This window comes from Streptomyces sp. ISL-10 (assembly GCF_018614575.1).
GTDB lineage: Bacteria > Actinomycetota > Actinomycetes > Streptomycetales > Streptomycetaceae > Streptomyces.
In genome coordinates this window covers 778,918-796,172 of record NZ_JAGGOJ010000003.1, presented here as the reverse complement: position 1 = coordinate 796,172, position 17,255 = coordinate 778,918, and the positions used below count along the sequence as shown (strand labels likewise).

The window sequence follows — 17,255 nt, the reverse complement described above, 5'->3', positions numbered from 1 at the left end:
GGCGTCTTGTGGGTGAGGATCCCGACAGGAGCAGGCCCGTCGTCACCGCGCCAGTCATGGATTGGGCGTCGCGCGGTCCGGTCGTCGTCGCCACCTTCGGAAGACGCCTAACGTAGGGCCGGACTCGACCGTCGCGAGGAATTCGCGTGTCGCGAGCGTCGCTGTGTGGTCGGGACCGAAGGCACGCTCACGCCCTTCCAGGGTCTGCCGCAGCAGGGCGGCAGGTTCGGCTTGCTGTCCCAGGTGGAAGAGGGCACGGGCAAGGTTCTGACGAGTGTCGAGGGTGCGTGGATGGTCGGGGCCGAGGACACTTTCACGCTGCCGCAGCGTCTCGCGGAACATCGCGGCTGCCTCGTTGTACTGCCCCATCCCGTCGAGGGCACTGGCCAGGTTGTTCTTGCTCTGCAGGACCGACGCATGGTCGGGATCGAATGCGGCGAGCCGCACCTCGAACGTCTGCCGGTGGATCTGTGCGGCCTCGGCGTAGCGGCCCGCACCGTTAAGTGCGTTGGCCAGACTGTTGCTGCTGACAAGCGTCAGGGAGTGGTTCGGTCCCAGGATGTGCGCACGTTGGTCGACCGTCTCCCGCAGCAGAGCTATGGCCTCGTGGTGCTGTCCGAGATGGCTGAGCGCCATCCCCAGACTGATCTTGGTCTGCAAGGTGAAGTAGTGCGCCTCTCCCAGCGCGCGGCCGCGGTGTGCGAGGGTCTGGCGCAGGAGTTCGACGGCTTCGGCGTGCAGGCCCAGATGATTGAGCGCCGCGGCGAGAGCGTGCCGCCTCTTGTCCGTGCGGATGTGGTCCATTCCGAACGTCGCTACGTCGGCTTCGTACGCCGCCCTGGCCAAGGAGGCGGCGAGCGCATACTCCCCTGCCGCGAAGAGGCTCTTCAGGATCCGGCTCCTGGCATTGTCGACCCTGTCCGCAGGTGCTGGAGCCCCCGGGCGGAGCAGCAACTCCACATGCGGCGCCAGCGTGCGGGCCAGCGGCCAGTCGACGCTGTCCGTCGTGATCCGCTCAGCCAGCTCAGTGGTGCGCAACAGCGCCGCACGCTGCCAGAGCCTCGGATCGACCCCCGCCGTCGTGCCGAGGAGGAGCTCGTTGATCTCACGTACGAGAGAGTGGATCTGCAGAGCACCAGCCTGCGCTCGCCGTGTCCCGTCGCTGAACGCGAGGAGGCCGTACTGGTGCAGTCCCAACAGCGCGGCCTCCACGTCCCGTCCTCGGACGCGCAGGCCCGTGACCGACCTGAGCATGCCGACCGTCATCCACTCGCGTGGAATCGGCGCGTCCGCTGCAAGGGCCAGCATGCGCATCAAGGGACGCGCCACCGGATAGCCCGAGCTTTCCAACTGGTCGAGCGACAACTCCCAGGTGTGCCTCACCACTTGACGCGCGTCGGAGTCCCGCTGCACAGGTCCCGTTGCGCCCATCAGCGCGGGAAGCTCATGGTCGAGGGCGCTGCGGTAGTCGTTGAATGACCGATAGCGGCTGCTCGGCCTGGAGAGATAGGCAGCGGCCGAGCGGAGCGCCAGCGGCAGGCCGCCGAGCCGCTCCGACAGCTTCTCCGCGTCCTCAGGTGAACCTGCCTGAGGTGCCGCGTCGCAGAGGACCTGAGCACCCGCCCGGGTGTCTAGCGAGGAGAGTTCGACGATATGCGCCCGCGGGCCCCAAGTCTCCCGGCTGGTATCCCGGCTCGTGAGAAGCAGCAGGCCGTTCCCCTCGGGCCGCACCCATCCCCGGTAGTCACCGGTGGCACCCTGATCGAGGCTGAGCTGGTCGGCCAGATCCACGTTGTCGATGACCAGAAGCCAGTTGCGCACGCTGCCCAGGCGGCACCAGACGACATCGGGCAGCGGGACGAGCTCGGTCCGGGCATCCTGCAGCTCCGCCTCGGTCAGTCCGCACGCGACGGCGACCTGTGTCATCTGCAGGACGAAGGAGTCCCTGTCCTGCCAGCGGATCCAGAAGACGGTGAACCCGTCCTTCTCCGCCTGCTTGGCCAGCGCCGCTGCCAGTGTCGTCTTGCCGAAACCTCCGGCTCCGCACACCACTGCGAAACCGTCCGGGGGCCGGGTCAGCAGTGCCGACAACCGCTCGAGTTCGGATGCGCGCCCGCGCACCAGCGGAAGATCGACGTGCGGCGGCCGTAAGGAGGTGGCCCGCACGGTGCTGAGCGTCGTGCCGGTCACCGAGTCCACCCCGCGGGGAGCACCGACCGCGCCGGACGTCTGGTCGAGGCGGCGGCTCAGCAGGAGGAGCCCGACGCTGAAGGTGGCAAGGAGAACGAAGACCGCCCAGACGACGCCCGGGTTGCGGGCCCAGGCCGGGACCGTCGCACTGGCGTAGTTGGTGACGGGCCCGAGTAGAATGCTCACCGCCGCAGCCGCTCCAGCCGTGACGGCCCCGAGCAGAGCACTTCTTCGCGGTTGCATCGTCCTGTCCCCCGTAGCGGTACGGCCGCACTCACCAGCGACCGCACTCAGCCTGACAGGCAACTCTGCCTCCCGCAACGCGCTCACGGATGCATCCGCGCGCGCCCCCTTGATCGTCTTGTCCACCGCGGCCCGCGGCCCATACACCGCCCGATGTGCCGCCGGGCGTACGTCGCGCACACGACGGCGCTCTCCGCGACCGAACTCGGCCCAGGGATGTACAACACGTCTGGCGCGTCCCCTGATGCGCAGGCGGTGGTCGGCCGGGAGCGATGAAGGATCTTGCGGATCGCCCCGGAGCCGGCCCGCCAGTTCTCCTCGGAGCGGGCCCTGATGCGCAACGAATGTGCCAGCATGCCCTTGATGTCTTGCGGCACTCGCGCCCCTCATGCCTCGCCCCCTCGCGATGGACTTCACTCACGAGGTCATCGGCCTGGCGCTGTTGAAGCAGTTGCACGAGGAGGCGGCTCGGCAGCGGGCGGTGACCGGCCTGCTGCTGGCCACGCTGCTTGACATAGTGCAGAGAAGGTTCCTGTCCGGATGGGGCGTCGCGTGGGATCGGGTGACACGCATGGACGCGCCAGACTTCGCTCGGTGGATGCAGATCGCGCCGAAGGCTTCCCGGGGCCACCGGGCCTCCGGTGAGGTGCCTTGGGCGCCGGCGACACGATCCGCCGCAGGCGTGCCGAGCTCGGTGACCGGTGAACCAGGCGGGCCCTCCTCCATCGGGCGCAGCTCCTGGGCGAGTTCGTTGAGGAGCACCATCGGCTCGGTGAAGCCGTGACCGTCCCTGCCCCGCCGTGATCCCCGCCGCCCGGGCCCGCCGTCAGCCAGGCCGGGAACTCCGCGACCAGCCGGTCTAGCGCTCGGCGTCCGGGAGGCGGCGCGGGTCTGCACCGGCGTGGAGGAAGCCCGCGTTGTCCACCGGGCGCTCGCCGATCACGGCGAGGGTGTCGAGGCGGCGGAAGAAGTCGAACTGCTTGCTCGTGGCATCGCCGAAGCCGATGAACTGCCAGAACGGCGGGAGTTTCGCGGCCTCGCAGAGGTGGCGTTCCGCGGCGAGCCGGTTGATGGGGCCGCCGTCGGTCTGGAAGACGACGAGCGCGAGTGCGGTGGCACCGCTGTCCAGGTAGTGGTCATGACCGCGTCCATGGCGAGGTGGTGACTGGTCCTGCCCATATGCCCGAGGCTGGCCACACTGCGGTCGCCCCGGTCGCGGCGGTCGCGGCGGTCGTCCAGGGAGAAGTCGGTGGCGGCGTCGACGTCCGTGGAGAAGAAGACCGCCGGCACGTGCCGTCGTCGTCGAGGTGGGCGGCGAGTCCCAGGACCCGTTCGGCGAGCGCCTGGCCGCTGCCGTCCTTGTAATAGGGCTTCATCGAGCCGGAGTAGTCCACGACGAGGTAGACGGCGGCGCGCCAGCCGTCGAGGCCGCGTTTCCGGAGCGAGACCCCGGCGCTCTTGTAGAGGGGGACGGTGGCCGGGAGCTCTCTCTGCCATCTTGCGGAGCGATATCGCGGGCATATGGGCCTCCGTTCGGCCCGGTCGGGCCGAGTGGAGGCCGAGACTGCGGCACGACGGACCGCGCCGTCGACCGTCGTCACGCCGACGGCCCTGGACCGGCCCACCGCGGCGGTGTCCTCCGACGGCCGGGTCCGCCTCGTGTCGCGCCCGGGCGACACCGCTGGCCGGGTCAGCCGCTCTGGCCTGCGAAGACGGTCAGCAGACCGGTCACCACCAATAGTGAGCCGACCCAGGTCCAGAGCGAGGTCCGCTCGTGCAGCAGCGTCGAACTGGCCAGCACGATCAGCAGATAGCCGAGGGCGTTGAAGGGGTAGGCGACGCTCAGTGGGACCCGGGCGAGAGTCGACAGCCATGCGACCGCGGACACCGCGAACACGACCAGGCCGAGCACCACCCAGGGACTCGTGACGGCGCGCGTGGCGAGTGAGCCGCCATCCCGCTCGGCGGCGAGAGCCGCCGCCCGCATACCGTGCTTGAGCATGACCTGGCCGGCCGCGGCGGAGAACACCGCGAACAGCAGCAGCATCAGACTGGGGAGGGTCACGTTCCGTCTCCTGCCGACTTGCGCGGGAACGCCGTCAGACGCGCCTGCGGTCGGAAGCGTGCTCGTCCCTCGGGACGAGCTGGCGGTTGAGGATGTCCTGGACATGGATGTGCTCCCCAGCGACGATCGTCTGCGCCGCATGCGGGGTGAGCAGTGCGACGTACTGGTAGCCGAAGACGGTCGGCCTGATCCGGGTCAGCAGCCGCGACAGGCCGCCGAGCGACTTCGCGGCGGGGTGCCCATCCAGCACCGACCAGAAGGGAGCGCCGGTCGCAGCGATCGACAAGACGTCGAAGCCGGCGGAGCGGACGGTGCGGCGCAGGCTGGCCCGGCTGAAGAATCGCAGGTGCGTCTCGTCGAGGATGCCGCGGCGGTCGTAATCGAAGATCCCGAGCGCGACCCGCAGCCGCGAGTACCAGTGTCCGAAGTTCGGTACGGAGAGCAGGACGCGGCCGTCCGGGCGCAGGATCGCGGGCAGCTGGGTGAGGATCCGCTCGGGGCGGGAGAGGTGTTCGACGACGTCCGCGGCGACCACGTAGTCGTACCGGTCGCCGATGCCCTCCGGAAGACCCTCCTCCAGGTCAGCCAGGTGGAACTGCGAGCACCGATCACGCACCCCCGGCACCTCGACGCAGTCCACGCCGGTCACCTCGTGACCGAGGGCTTCGAGGCGCTCGGCGAACAGTCCGCCCGAGCATCCCAGGTCCAGAACGCGGCCCGGCGGCATTCCGCGCATCATGTCGAGGATGACGGAGTGCGACGAGCCGTCGCCCTCCTTGAAGGAGTATTCGACGGGCTTGGGGATCCAGTCGCAGGTGCCGAATCCCTTGACCGCGAGGCGGTAGGCGAGGACGTCCTTGACGACGTCCTTGGCATAGCGCATGCCGTTGACATAGCAGATCTCGTCGCCGTAGTAGGTGGGGATCGGAATTTCCTTGATCCGCATTCCGGCGTCGAGGAGCTGGACGATGATCTGGGTGTCGAAGTCGAAGCCGTCCGTATTGCGCTCGAAGGGGATCTTGCACAGGGCATCGACGCTGTAGGCGCGATAGCCGGAATGGAATTCGGTGAGTTCCGAGCCGAGCAGGTTGTTCTCGACATGGGTCAGGATCCGGTTGCCGATCCACTTGTAAGGGGGCATTCCGCCGGTGAGGGCATCCCTGGGATTCATCATGCGGGAGCCGAACACGGCATCGCATTCGCCGCGTTCCAGCGGTTCGACCATCTGTGGCAGAAATTCCGGGGCGTACTGGCCGTCCCCGTGCAACAGTGCGACGATGTCCAGTCCGCGTTCTACCGCGAGGGCGTATCCGGCTTTCTGGTTTCCGCCGTACCCGAGGTTCTTGGTGTGCCGCATGACGACGGTCGGCGGCCTGCCGTCCAACTGCGACCAGCGGCATCCGGCGGTGAAGGTGGCGTCGTGGCTGGCGTCGTCGAGGATGAGGATCTCGGCGATCCGGGAACGGAAGTCCGCCGGAATGCGGTCGAGTGTCCGCTCCAGCGTCGATTCCGCGTTGTACGCCACCACGAGGATGCCGATTCTGGGACGCTGACCTTCCGTCACGTGGCTTCTCCACTCTTGCTCGCGGGGGTCGAGGTGCCGGGCCGGGCCGCGGCGAAGGCGGACTGTGTCCCGGCGCGCCGAATGCCGCCGGCCGGGAGACCGGTATCGGGCGCGGCCGCGCCGAGGACGGCGCGGATGCCGGAGAGGACGCCGAAGGCGAGGACCAGCCATGCGGCGATGCCGACCGCCAGCATCGCGGAGTAGAAGAGGCCCCCGGTCGTGAACGCGTAGAGGGGGGCGGCGAGGGCGCCGCTGACGACGCCGTAGGACAGCCCCTCCCGCAGGCCGATGACGAACAGCCCGGCGGCGGGCCAGGCGAGGTACTGCAGACCCGACGCGGTGCTGAGCAGCAGCAGCAGTCCCAGCGTCGTGGCGAGCACGATGTGCAGGGCAGCGGGACGCCGCCACACGAGCCACATTCCGGTGGCGGCGCAGACGAGGACGAACAGGAAATGACCATCCCCTTGGGCGAAGGCGATGACGGGCTCCGGCACCCGGGCCCATTCGGCGAACCGGATCAGCCCCCACATCCGCCAGTGGCCGCCGCCGTATTCCAGGACGTTCTCTCTCAGCGGGCCGGGTACGGTCACGAGGACCGGCCCCCAGACCGCAAGGACCAGTGCGGTGAAGGCGGCGCCGAACCGGAGCAGCGCCGCTCGTCCGCCGAGGCGCCAGGCCGCGAGGAAGAACAGCGGCACGGCCACGACCGGGGGGAGTTTGACGCTGAACGACAGGACGACGGCGCAGCCCGCCAGGGCGGGGCTCGCGCGATCCAGGAGCAGGTGCGCCGCGGCGAAGGCAAACATCACGGCGATCGTGTCAGTGTTGCCGTGGTACCCGGAGGTGGCCACGAGCAGGGGACACAGCGCCGCGCCGACGGCACAGAGCACGGCGGTGCACAGCGAGGTGCGACGGCGCAGGATCTCGAAGACCAGAATGCAGGTGACGAAATCGGCCAGACATGCCGGCGTTCTGATGAGCGTGCTGAACGGGATTCCCCATGCGGCGATTTCACGGAGGCCGAGGAGCATCCAACTGGTCAGCGGCGGATGATTGTATACCGGCAGGTCGCCGAGCGCCTGCTCGTAGATGTACAGGGTGCCGTACTGGGCCACAGCCTGGGAAAAGCTCTCGAAATACCGCACGTCGACCGGACCGCGGGTGCTCGCCGCCAGTGCCATCTTCGCGACGAAAGCGATCGCCGCTACGGCGATGACGACGGCTCTGGCTCTCGACAGATCCCAAGGGTGCGAGAATCTTCGCAGGTTCATGACGGCACAACGTAGCAACCTGTCCCCCGATACGCGACGAACCTATAACCACACTAAGCCGAAATACAGCTCCGGCCCTCGGAGTTCTCGCACCACGGGACCTGCGCGGAATCACGCGAATGGCCCCTCGGGGAAAAGTAATGGACCGCGTGCGGCACTGATTCACTACCTGTCGGGAATTCCTCAGCGCCCTCACCACCACCGACGGGTCAGGTCCAGTGAAAGCACTCGTACTCTCCTGCGGCGCCGGCATCCGGCTGCGGCAGATCACCCACCGGCCTGGTCGATCAGTTCCGCAGGGAGCGGCCGGACGCCGGGATCCTGCCAAACTCTTCAAGCCCGTCTACACGGCACCGACCGAGGAGGCCGCCCTGGACCGGTTCGCCGAGTTCGCCGACGCCTGGGGCAGGAAGTACCCGGCGATCGTGAAGCTATGAGAGCACGCCTGGGAGGAGTTACCCGTTCCTGCGCTTCGACACCGAAATCCGCCGCATCGTCTGAACCGCGAACACGATCCAATCCGTGAATGCCCGTATCCGGCGAGCGGTCAAAGCCTGCGGACACTTCCCCAACGAGCAGGCCGCCCTGAAGTGCGTCTAAAGGCCATCATGTCGCTCGATCCCACAGACAAAGGCCAGGACCGCTGGAACATGCTATGGAAGACCGCGCTGAACGCCTTCGACATCACCTTCGACGGCTCCGCCGCACGTCAGTAACCAACCACCCTGGTTACGCCGCTCATTTGACAGACCACCACACGGATGCTCTGCGGGAAGCCCTGGACACCACCTGTCGCATGATTGCCCCCGAAAGGGCTGATGTACGTGTCGGTCTACGACAACCAAGGTCTTCAGAGCCGCGTGTCGAGGCGGATCAAACAAAACTGCAACTCCTCCGGGTCGTTGACACGGAGTCATATTGGTCACCGGCAGCAAGATGTACCTCACCGCTCCCGGCGTGCGCTCGGCGCTGGTGCGGTCCTCCAGGTCCGGATGAGCGACCGCTGACCCCAACCGCGCGGACACGCGGCATGTCCGCCCATTACGACCGCATCGACTGGGTCGGCGGCTATCCATTTGACGTCGCAGCTCCGGAAGGGGTTCTTCCGTGTTGGGCGGCGCTACGGGTTCGAACTCCGCCGCCTCAAGACCTGCGGAGGGGGGCCTGGGCTGCAACGAGTACGTGTTCGTATCGAAGACTGATCCTGGCGTTGCGGCACCGTCGGCCGGCTGCCAGCAGGTCACGGCATTGGCCTGACGGATTCCGGTCGGCGACGCGACCGTGCTGCCCGCCGACCGGCGGGCTCGAACGTCTTGGGCATGACGGCTGCGCGTCCGGAGAGCACACCGGCGGCGGTGTCCACCTCAACGGCACCGGTCTTGCGGCGCGTGGCCCGATCGAGTTGGTTGACATGGAAGTGCTTGCGGCTCAAGGACCGTGCGAGGGCGGCCCCGCAGGAATCTGTGCACTACAGTGCTGCACGGTGGAGGACGCCGAAGAGGCGTTTCCAGGAAAGAAGTTGATGGTATGCGACGGCGGTCGCCGGGGGACTTCTGGGGCGACAAGAACGCGCCATACACGGTGATCACGACGGCGACGTAAACCTGCCTGTGGGTACCACTGCCGAGAATCACGTCCTCAGCCGGATCTCCTCGGTCATGTGACGGACAACATCTGCACTGGCACTTGTGCACATTCACAAGACCGCCACTGTCAGCGCCGTGTCGAGGCGACCCCGTATCCCTCAAGGGCGCGAAATCAATGTGCGCGCCGCCCAAATGGCCTCACCCGCCTATTTCGCGAATCCGCGAAGAACCTCCCGGGGTTCGGCATCCGGTCTATATCTTGCGGAAGCTGGCGCAGGTTGGATCCCTTTGTGCCGGACGTCTGATATATCCGCGTCAGTAGGCGGAACATGAGCACAATGAAGGGAGACCCCAGATGACCGACTGCACCAGCGAGGTGGAGCGAGGTAAGCGCTTCGCCTTCGGCCGTAACTGGCAGAACTTCAGCAGGCTGGTGGACGAGGACCGTATCGCCGCCGCGCAGGAGTCCCTCGTGTCCGCCCTGGCGATCGACGACCTCCAAGGCCGCACGTTCGTGGACATCGGCTGCGGCAGCGGGCTGTTCTCGCTGGCCGCGGTCCGGCTCGGCGCCAGGGTGCACTCCTTCGACTACGATCCCGACGCGGTGGCGACGACCATTCGGCTGCGGGAACGGTACGCGCCCGACAGTGACTGGCAGGTGGAGCAGGGTTCGGTGCTGGACACTTCTCTGGTCTCCTGCCTGGGAAGATTCGACGTCGTCTACTCCTGGGGAGTGCTCCACCACACCGGGGGCCTGTGGGAAGCCCTGGACACCGCCTGCCGCATGGTCGCCCCGGGCGGGCTGCTGTACGTGTCGGTCTACAACGATCAGGGTCTGCAGAGCCGCGTGTGGAGGCGGATCAAGCGAAAGTACAACTCCTCGGGCCCGCTGACGCAGAGCTTGCTGGTGACCGGCAGCGGGATGTTCCTGACCGTTCCCGAACGTGCGCTCGCGGTGGCGAGGTCCGTCACGTCCGGACGGGCTCCCGTCAACGGGCAGGCCCGTCGCGCCCGAGGCATGTCCGCCCGGTACGACCTCGTCGACTGGGTCGGTGGCTACCCCTTCGAAGTCGCCACTCCGGAAGAGGTCTTCCGTGTCGGCCGGCACCACGGCTTGGAACTGCGTCACCTCAAGACCTGCCGAGGGGGCCTGGGGTGCAACGAGTACGTCTTCGCTTCGTGCGCCGATCTCGGCCCCGCGAAGTCCTCGGGCGCGTCCCGCAGGGTGACGGCTGTGGCTTGACGGATACGGGACGGCGGCGCCGCCTCCCTGCTGCAGGCATTACGTGCTGCAAGCCGGTCGGCGCCGCCGTGGGGCTCAGTGCCCGACCGTCGCCCCAGCGGGACATGCAGCAGCTGCCGGATCGGCCCCTCCCGGGATCACCTGGCGGCTCTGCGGTCCAGCAGCCCGCGGTACAGCGTGAGGTGCCGCTCCACCATGGATTTGGCACTCAGGTGCTCAAGGGCCCACTCCCGCGCCGCTTTCCCGAGGCGTGCGGCGGCGGGGCCGTCCGCGAGCATCCACTGCAGTCCCTGAGCGAGAGCCTCGGCATCCGCCGGAGGTACCAGCACGCCGCGGTCCTGCAACAGTTCGGGGATACCACCCACAGTCGTGGCCACCACGGGCCGGCCGACCGCCATGGCCTCCATGACGGCGTTGCTCAGGCCCTCCTCCAGCGAAGGAAGGACGACGACGTCGGCCCGGGAGAGGAAAGAAGCGACATCCGTGCGGTGCCCGAGAAACCGAACGTCGAGGCCCAGCCGGTCCGCTTGTTGTTGCAGAGCCGTACGAGCCGCGCCTTCTCCGATGAGCACGAGGGTGCAGCGCTGCCCCCGCCGCTGCATCAGGCCCACAGCGTCCAGGAGGTATCGGTGCCCCTTGTAGACGTGCAGGTTGGCTACACACACGACTACGGGGAACGATGTGTCGAGCACGGCGGGGCCAACGGGCTCGAAGTCCCTCTCTTCCATCCCGTTGCGGATGACGGCGATCTTGTGTGCCGGCAGGCCCTCCCGGCACCGGGCCTCGTCCGCGACGGCCTGCGCATTTGCCACGACGAAGTCCGTCATGCCGGTGGCGATCCGTTCCACGGCGAGCCGTGCCCGGCCCCCCTGCCTGGGAGCACCCAGACTCCGCCGGCCGGCCACGCAGACCGGTACCCGTGCCAGGCGGGCTGCGGGCGCCGCCGCCACGTAGCAGTGGAACAAGTAGGCGTGCAGGATCTGCGGCCGGGTCTGGCGCAGATGCCCGAGCAGACGGGCGTATGCTCGGGCGCCGAGGGCGGTCCTTCTGATCGCGGTCCAGGGGTCGACCCAGGGCCGGATTCCTTTGTATCCGAGGCAGACCACCTTCACTCCGGACCCGGCCAGTTCCGCCTCCCGCGGCCCCCGTTCGGACAGCAGCAGCAAGGTGGTGTCGATTCCGCGAGCGGCGAGGCCGCGGGCGAGCATGACGATCTGCTTCTCCGCACCGCCCAGCCCCAGTTGGCCGATCATGAGACACACTCGGGACAGTTCGGGGCCGCACCGGGCACGGTAGCTGGTCGAGAATTCCGTAGTGCCGGGGAACGCAGCCACTGATACCAACTCCATCCCGCCCGCGGTCCTCGCGTGACACAGCGTGCTTCTCTTCCGGCTCAGCCTCTCAACCTGTTCGCCCGACAGCCGATCGCAACGCCTTGTCGACCGGGTGATCCTTGCACTGCAACTGGGTTTGGGGCGACGAGGTCACCGCTCCAAGGGCACCTCGTCGTTTGTAGCGGCTGTGACGGGCTCCCTACCCTGTCTTCGGCGGTATGCCGGTGCAAGCCCTCGTAGCGGCGGACCGGATACGGGTCGAGGCCTCATTCACCTGCGGCGCTCGGGAAGCATTCCTCGACGACCCAGCCGGTGCCGGCGACGGCGACGAGCTTGTGGAGGGTGGCCTTGGCGGGAGCGCAGGCTATGCGGGGGCCATCTCGTGCCGGGCGGTGCTGCTGAGACAGGCTGGGACCCAGTGCCGACCGTCCGGCCGATGCAAGGGCCTCACCTCAGCGCGGGGCCAGTCATAGGGCCGTGGACTCCGGCTCCGGCTCTGCAGGTTCGGCGTTTCCACTTCTGCCGAGGCAGAACGGCGATCAGTTCGTTGACGCTCTGGTCAAGACAGAACGCGGTCGGTGATGGCGCGGTCCACCATCACCTCGGTCATCTGCAACTTCGTCGCGAACTCGATCTGGTCGACGATGCCTGCGGCCCGGTATCGCCGATGGTCCTCCTTCATGACCTCGGCAGGTACAGGTCCCGGTCGATCAGCGTGCACCCGCGCAGCGTGGCGTATGCGAGGAGGACGCCACGCCTGCAACTTCACCGTCCTGCCCGCGGTTCCGGAGTGCTGCCGCTGAACCCTGACCGATCGAGTGCCCCTATTCATATAGCTGGTGACATCCACGATCAGCACCCCGCTCGGGTCGCCGAGATACTCGATCATGTGCTCCCGCACGTCATCCAGCACCCCGTCGACGTCTGAGTGGCAAGTCTTCAGCAGCCGCTGTATCCGACCCGGGCCCCGTGTCCCGCCTCCTCAACAACCGTCCAGTCCGACCTGGCGTAATGTCACACCAAAGGCAGTTGCGGAATCAGGCGTCACCCGGTCGGCTGCTCGGACCACGGGTCGGCTGCCCTGAAGGGGCCGGCATGGGCCGGCCAACCGGACCGCAGCGACGCAGTGCCGTGAGCAGTACGCGGAGGTCGGCCGACGTTGGCAACAGCTCCCTGGCGGGGATTCGGGCTTCGCGCAGGAACAGGCGTGTCTGCCAGGCGGCCAACAGCAGGTACGACACCGAACAGGCCACCGCGCAACCGATGGCGCCCCATTCGGGAATGAGCACCAGGTTCATCGCGATGTTGATGGCCAGAGCTACCACGCTCGGCGTGACGACCAGGAGCGGACGGCGCAGCCTCAGCAGGTACGTGCTCGGCATCCGGCTCGCGCCCAGAGCCAGCGCGCCGGGAGCCAGCAGGGCCACGAGCGGTACCGCGGCGGCGAATGCCTCGCCGTACACGGCGACAACGATCAGCGGGGCTCCCAGCACCACGAGCAGTCCCGAGGCGACGGCCAGCAGGATCGCGATCCGTGTGTTCCGGACGGTGACTTCGACGGACTCATTTGAATTCGAGTCGAGTTGACGGTTCATCATGACCTGTGAGAGAGCATCGATCAGGATGCGACCGTATCCGGCCAGGATCACCGCCAAAGAATAGATGCCCACGTCCTCAGCACCTGCGTAGGCGCCCAGAAGAATGATGTCGGCGTACTGCAAGAGGAAGATCGCCGTGGGTCCCGGGTGGTAGCGGGCACCGGTGATCACCGTCGTACGTGCCAGCCTCAGGTTCGGACGGCGCACCGGCATGCCGCCCCCGACCACGAGCGCGAGCAACGGAACGGTCTCGGAGGCGACCCAGACCAGCACCACCGCTATGGGCGACAGCCCGCCTGCCGCGGCCAGCACCAGCAGAAGCCCGCACTGCACGAATGCACGGGCCAGCAGGGCCCTGGAGGCCACATGCGGCGCTCCGTGCAGGAGCGTGATGTTGTTCGCGTAGTTCACCGCGACGCCCAGCGGCACGCCGAGGCACGCCAGCGCCACGATCGACAGGCCGGGCAGGTGCAGTGCATCGGGGCCGATCATGGCAACACAGGCCGTACCGGCGAGTCCGCCCACCGTCCCAAGCGACAGGGCCAGCGGTACGCTATTGCCCGTCAGCGCCTCTCGGCGCTCGGCGTCCGTCCAGAGAGCGCTCTGCGCCTGTTCGACCGACAGCTGCGCCAGCGCGGTGGCCGTGGCGGCGACGGTAACCGCCATGTAGTAGATCCCTCGGCCTTCCGGCTCCAAGGCCCGCGCGATGATGGCGCTGGTCACGGCGGAGAGAACGAGGCACGCGCCCCTGCTGCCCAGCATGCCGACGGCCTGCCGCGCACTGTCAGCCACAGCACTCCTGGGCCCGGCCGGGCGTCGCGGCCGTGACGTCCCAGGACTGGTCTTCGCACGTGCGCTGCCACAGCTCGAACTGCAGCAGCGCCCATAGTTGGTCGGCTCGGTCCCGCCCCTCGACGTGGTCCTTCAGCAGTCGCCGGACGACATCGGGTTTGAACAGGCCACGAGAGCGTGCTGTGTGGTCGACCAGGAGATCGAAAGCGAGTGGCCGAAGCTCGCCGCGCAGCCACTCGGCCAGCGGCACCCCAAATCCTGCTTTCGGTCTGGTGATCAGATCAGACGGCAGCCACGGAGCCATCGCCTTCTTCAACAGCGCCTTGGTCACCTGGCCGTCGACCTTCCACCGGCCCGGCAAACCTGCGGCCCACTCCATCAGATGGTGATCGAGGAACGGCGAGCGGGCCTCCAGTGAGTGGGCCATAGTGCTGATGTCCACCTTTACGAGCAGGTCTCCGGGCAGGTAGGTGTTGACGTCCACGTCCAGCAACCGGTTGACGTCCTCGTCGGCACGTGAGGAGTTGAAGACCTGCCGGATCAGCTCATAGCTATCGACGCCGGCCACCTGCTCGTGCATCTCCTCGGTGTAGAGGGTGTCCTTGGCCTCGCTGGTGAAGTAGGCCATGAGGCTGGCGTAGCGGCGCTGGGGCGTCTCGGCCAGCACCTGCATGCCGCGGCCCACCCTGCGAAGCCGCGACCTGGCATCCGCCCTCATCAGCGCGGACCCGACGCGGTGCAGCGTGCCGCGGAGAACGCTCGGGGGCTCGATCCGTCCCACTCTGTTCATGAACGCATAGCGGCGGTACCCGCCGAAGCACTCATCTCCCCCGTCTCCGTTGAGTACCACCGTCACGTGGCGACGGCTCAGTTCGGCAACGAAGAAACTGGGAATGGAGGAGGAATCGGCGAACGGCTCGTCGAACTGCCGGGTTACGCGGGGCAGGACGTCCAGCGCCGACGACCCGGCCACCACGAACTCGTGATGGTCCGTCCCGTAGCGGCGCGCCACGGAGGCCGCGTAAGCCCGCTCGTCGTAGCGCGGGTCGTCGAAACCGATGCAGAACGTCTTGACGGGTCGGTCGCTGAGACGGGCCATGGCGGCCACCACGGCGGAGGAGTCGATGCCGCCGGACAGGAACGCGCCCAGGGGCCGCTCGCTGACCATGCGGACCCGTGTGGCATCCAAAACCAACTGCCTTACCTGTTCTGCCGCTTCCTCCTCGCTGCCGACCGGGCGTGGTGTGAAGTCCAGCTTCCAATAGCGCCTCAGACGCGCCTCGCCCTCCTCCCACACCAGCAGATGTCCGGGGGGAACCTTGCGGACACCGCGGTAGATCGACCACGGAGCTGGCACGTACTGGTAGGTGAGGTAATGGTGCAGGGCTACCGGGTCCACCTCCCTTGACACCGACGGATCGGCCATCAGAGCCTTGAGCTCGGACGCGAACGCCAGTGAGGGCCCGGCCTGCCGGTAGTACAGCGGCTTCTTGCCCACCCGGTCCCGCGCGAGGAGGAGTCGCCGCCGCGCGGTGTCCCACACCGCGAAGGCGAACATCCCGCGCAGGTGACCGACGAGGTCCTCGCCGTATTCCTCGTACAAGTGGACGAGCACCTCGGTGTCGCCGTCGGTGGTGAACCGGTGCCCGCGTGCAGTCAACTGTGCGCGCAGTTCACGGAAGTTGTAGATCTCGCCGTTGAAGACGGCAGCGACGGTGCGGTCCTCGTTGTAGACCGGTTGGTCCCCGCCCGCAACGTCGATGATGGCGAGCCGGCGCATTCCGAGGGCCGCCCGGTCGTCGACGTGGTATCCCTCTCCGTCCGGCCCCCGGTGGGCGATGACCCGGCACATCGCGCGCACCTGTTCCGGGTCGGGAGAGCTGGTGGACACGATCCCGGCTACACCGCACATGAAGACTCCCATTTGCCACGGATCGCCGATGACGAGTCCGCCCGACATCATCACTCCGGCTCGTCGGCGCAGCTCATCAGTCCGACCGACCACCAAAAGCTGGCAGATTCATACCACACGGATATACTCATTCCCCGGCACCCCGCCTGGCTGGGGCCGCTTTCGGTCCGCAAGAGATCAGCCGTGTGCTCTGATCCGGTGACCTCCCCCGCGCAGTCCCCGGAAAGTCGCCGCAGGGCGCACACTCCGGGTTATGGTCGCCAAGCCCTGACCGGTGGTCTTTACTTGGGAGCCCATATGGCAATCGACACCGCTGAAGCACTCGGGAACCAGGCGATGACTTCGACCTGCCAGGCGGTGCTGGCGCGCCGTGGCGGGCTCGTCCGCGGACAGCGCGTCCTGGATTTCGGATGCGGCTCGGGCCGTCATTTGCGTGAATTCTCCACCGCCGGCTACGAGGCGGTAGGTGTGGACCGGCCTGTGGAGAAAGTACTCGCAGGGTGGGAGGAGCTTCCGGCGGAGCGCAGGGAGAAGATCCACTTCTCGGACTCGGAGGGAAGGTTTCCTTTTCCCTCGGATTCCTTCGACTTCTGCTACTCCACCTCCGTCTTCGAGCATGTGATGGACTACGACAAGGCAATCGGTGAAATCGCCCGGGTCCTGAAACCGGGCGCCTGGACCCTGCACATCTTCCCGGCTCGTTGGCGCCCGGTCGAGCCCCATATTTTCACACCCTTCGGTGGACGGTTCCAGCAGCCCGCATTCATTTCCCTGTGGGCAAGGCTCGGCATCCGCAACTCCTTCCAGCGAGGGCTCAGTGCCGCCGAGACCGCTGCTCGAAACGTGGAATACAGCAGGACCGGAATCAACTACCCGACCAGGCGGGAAATCTCACGGTCATTCGGCCGCCACTTCGCACACGTGGAGTTCGCCGAACGCGAGTTCGTCCGGGCGACGCGAAAAGTGAGCCGTGTATCCGGACTCCTGGCACCGGTGATCTCATGGCCCACGGTCGAGTCGTTCTACCGAGGCTTCCACACGCGCGTTGTGCTCGCTCGCAAGGCGTAGGCGACTGGAATCTCCCTTTCCTTGCTGCCGTCGTCGTCCTGTGTCTCGCGCTGATGGCCCTGCCGCGGCCCGACTTGGCGCTCGTGGCAGTGCTGGCGAGCGTGCCGACCGCCGCCACCGTCGATCCCGGTGGCGCGACGGCTCCGCTCCTTGCCCCCACAGCCATGGGGCGTTCTGTTCCGTATGACACGGACCGGTTTCCGGCCGCGCGTGCACTTCGTGCTCATCATGCCCACTGCTTTCGTGGTCGTGTGGAGCTTCTCATGCCTCAGGTGCGCAGACATCGGAGCGGTCGTGGGCCGACCTCGCCTGCCTCTTGACGGGGCTCGGCGCCCTGGCGACTTCCACGGTCGCTCCTCCGAGCCCTCGTTCCGTCACGTGCTGCGCCG

At 67.4% G+C, this 17,255-nt stretch carries 10 protein-coding genes and 2 pseudogenes; 3 read left to right on the top strand and 9 right to left on the bottom strand.

The window, feature by feature from the left end:
* Positions 1 to 54 precede the first annotated feature (54 nt).
* From J7E88_RS36960 to J7E88_RS04350, 5 genes and pseudogenes are all read right to left on the bottom strand, one after another.
* On the bottom strand, positions 55 to 2,376 hold the full coding sequence (locus tag J7E88_RS36960; RefSeq protein WP_215177318.1) for a tetratricopeptide repeat protein: 2,322 nt from the start codon (positions 2,374 to 2,376) through the stop codon (positions 55 to 57).
* Between the two features lie 878 nt (positions 2,377 to 3,254).
* Positions 3,255 to 3,954: pseudogene (locus tag J7E88_RS35535) on the bottom strand (VWA domain-containing protein); the annotation flags it as partial.
* A 169-nt stretch (positions 3,955 to 4,123) separates the two neighbouring features.
* Positions 4,124 to 4,498: an SMR family transporter gene (locus J7E88_RS04360; RefSeq protein ID WP_308307276.1), complete on the bottom strand. Its 375-nt coding sequence runs from the start codon at positions 4,496 to 4,498 to the stop codon at positions 4,124 to 4,126.
* A 34-nt stretch (positions 4,499 to 4,532) separates the two neighbouring features.
* Complete coding sequence (locus J7E88_RS36955) at positions 4,533 to 6,062, bottom strand: bifunctional glycosyltransferase/class I SAM-dependent methyltransferase (protein ID WP_215177316.1); 1,530 nt, start codon at positions 6,060 to 6,062, stop codon at positions 4,533 to 4,535.
* A complete protein-coding gene (locus J7E88_RS04350) occupies positions 6,059 to 7,333 on the bottom strand; it encodes a hypothetical protein (protein ID WP_215177314.1) in 1,275 nt (424 codons plus the stop codon). The genes J7E88_RS36955 and J7E88_RS04350 overlap by 4 nt, the downstream gene beginning before the upstream one ends.
* 335 nt (positions 7,334 to 7,668) lie before the next feature.
* Between J7E88_RS04350 and J7E88_RS04345 the strand changes: the two are divergent.
* Positions 7,669 to 8,049: pseudogene (locus J7E88_RS04345) on the top strand (transposase); the annotation flags it as partial.
* Positions 8,050 to 9,274: 1,225 nt separating this feature from the next.
* Positions 9,275 to 10,162: a bifunctional 2-polyprenyl-6-hydroxyphenol methylase/3-demethylubiquinol 3-O-methyltransferase UbiG gene (locus tag J7E88_RS04340; RefSeq protein ID WP_215177312.1), complete on the top strand. Its 888-nt coding sequence runs from the start codon at positions 9,275 to 9,277 to the stop codon at positions 10,160 to 10,162.
* A 137-nt stretch (positions 10,163 to 10,299) separates the two neighbouring features.
* Here J7E88_RS04340 and J7E88_RS04335 read toward each other — a convergent pair whose 3' ends face one another.
* From J7E88_RS04335 to asnB, 4 genes are all read right to left on the bottom strand, one after another.
* Positions 10,300 to 11,415 carry a glycosyltransferase gene (locus tag J7E88_RS04335; protein WP_215177310.1) on the bottom strand — a complete coding sequence of 372 codons (1,116 nt, stop codon included), beginning with the start codon at positions 11,413 to 11,415 and terminating at the stop codon, positions 10,300 to 10,302.
* 640 nt (positions 11,416 to 12,055) lie between these two features.
* Positions 12,056 to 12,451 carry a transposase gene (locus J7E88_RS04330; RefSeq protein WP_215177513.1) on the bottom strand — a complete coding sequence of 132 codons (396 nt, stop codon included), beginning with the start codon at positions 12,449 to 12,451 and terminating at the stop codon, positions 12,056 to 12,058.
* Positions 12,452 to 12,533: 82 nt separating this feature from the next.
* Entirely contained in the window at positions 12,534 to 13,817 is a 1,284-nt protein-coding gene (locus J7E88_RS04325; RefSeq protein ID WP_215177309.1) for a lipopolysaccharide biosynthesis protein, read from the bottom strand.
* A gap of 61 nt (positions 13,818 to 13,878) precedes the next feature.
* Positions 13,879 to 15,798: an asparagine synthase (glutamine-hydrolyzing) gene (asnB, locus tag J7E88_RS04320; protein WP_215177308.1), complete on the bottom strand. Its 1,920-nt coding sequence runs from the start codon at positions 15,796 to 15,798 to the stop codon at positions 13,879 to 13,881.
* Between the two features lie 297 nt (positions 15,799 to 16,095).
* Between asnB and J7E88_RS04315 the strand changes: the two genes are divergently transcribed.
* Positions 16,096 to 16,866 (top strand): class I SAM-dependent methyltransferase, encoded by a 771-nt coding sequence (locus J7E88_RS04315; protein ID WP_215177307.1) that lies wholly within the window; start codon positions 16,096 to 16,098, stop codon positions 16,864 to 16,866.
* Positions 16,867 to 17,255 lie beyond the last annotated feature (389 nt).

Coding starts and splice junctions, on each gene's coding strand:
- J7E88_RS04350 (WP_215177314.1), bottom strand. CDS start 7,333: ATGAACCTGCGAAGATTCTCGCACCCTTGGGATCTGTCGAGAGCCAGA.
- J7E88_RS04340 (WP_215177312.1), top strand. CDS start 9,275: ATGACCGACTGCACCAGCGAGGTGGAGCGAGGTAAGCGCTTCGCCTTC.
- J7E88_RS04335 (WP_215177310.1), bottom strand. CDS start 11,415: ATGATCGGCCAACTGGGGCTGGGCGGTGCGGAGAAGCAGATCGTCATG.
- asnB (WP_215177308.1), bottom strand. CDS start 15,798: ATGTGCGGTGTAGCCGGGATCGTGTCCACCAGCTCTCCCGACCCGGAA.
- J7E88_RS04315 (WP_215177307.1), top strand. CDS start 16,096: ATGGCAATCGACACCGCTGAAGCACTCGGGAACCAGGCGATGACTTCG.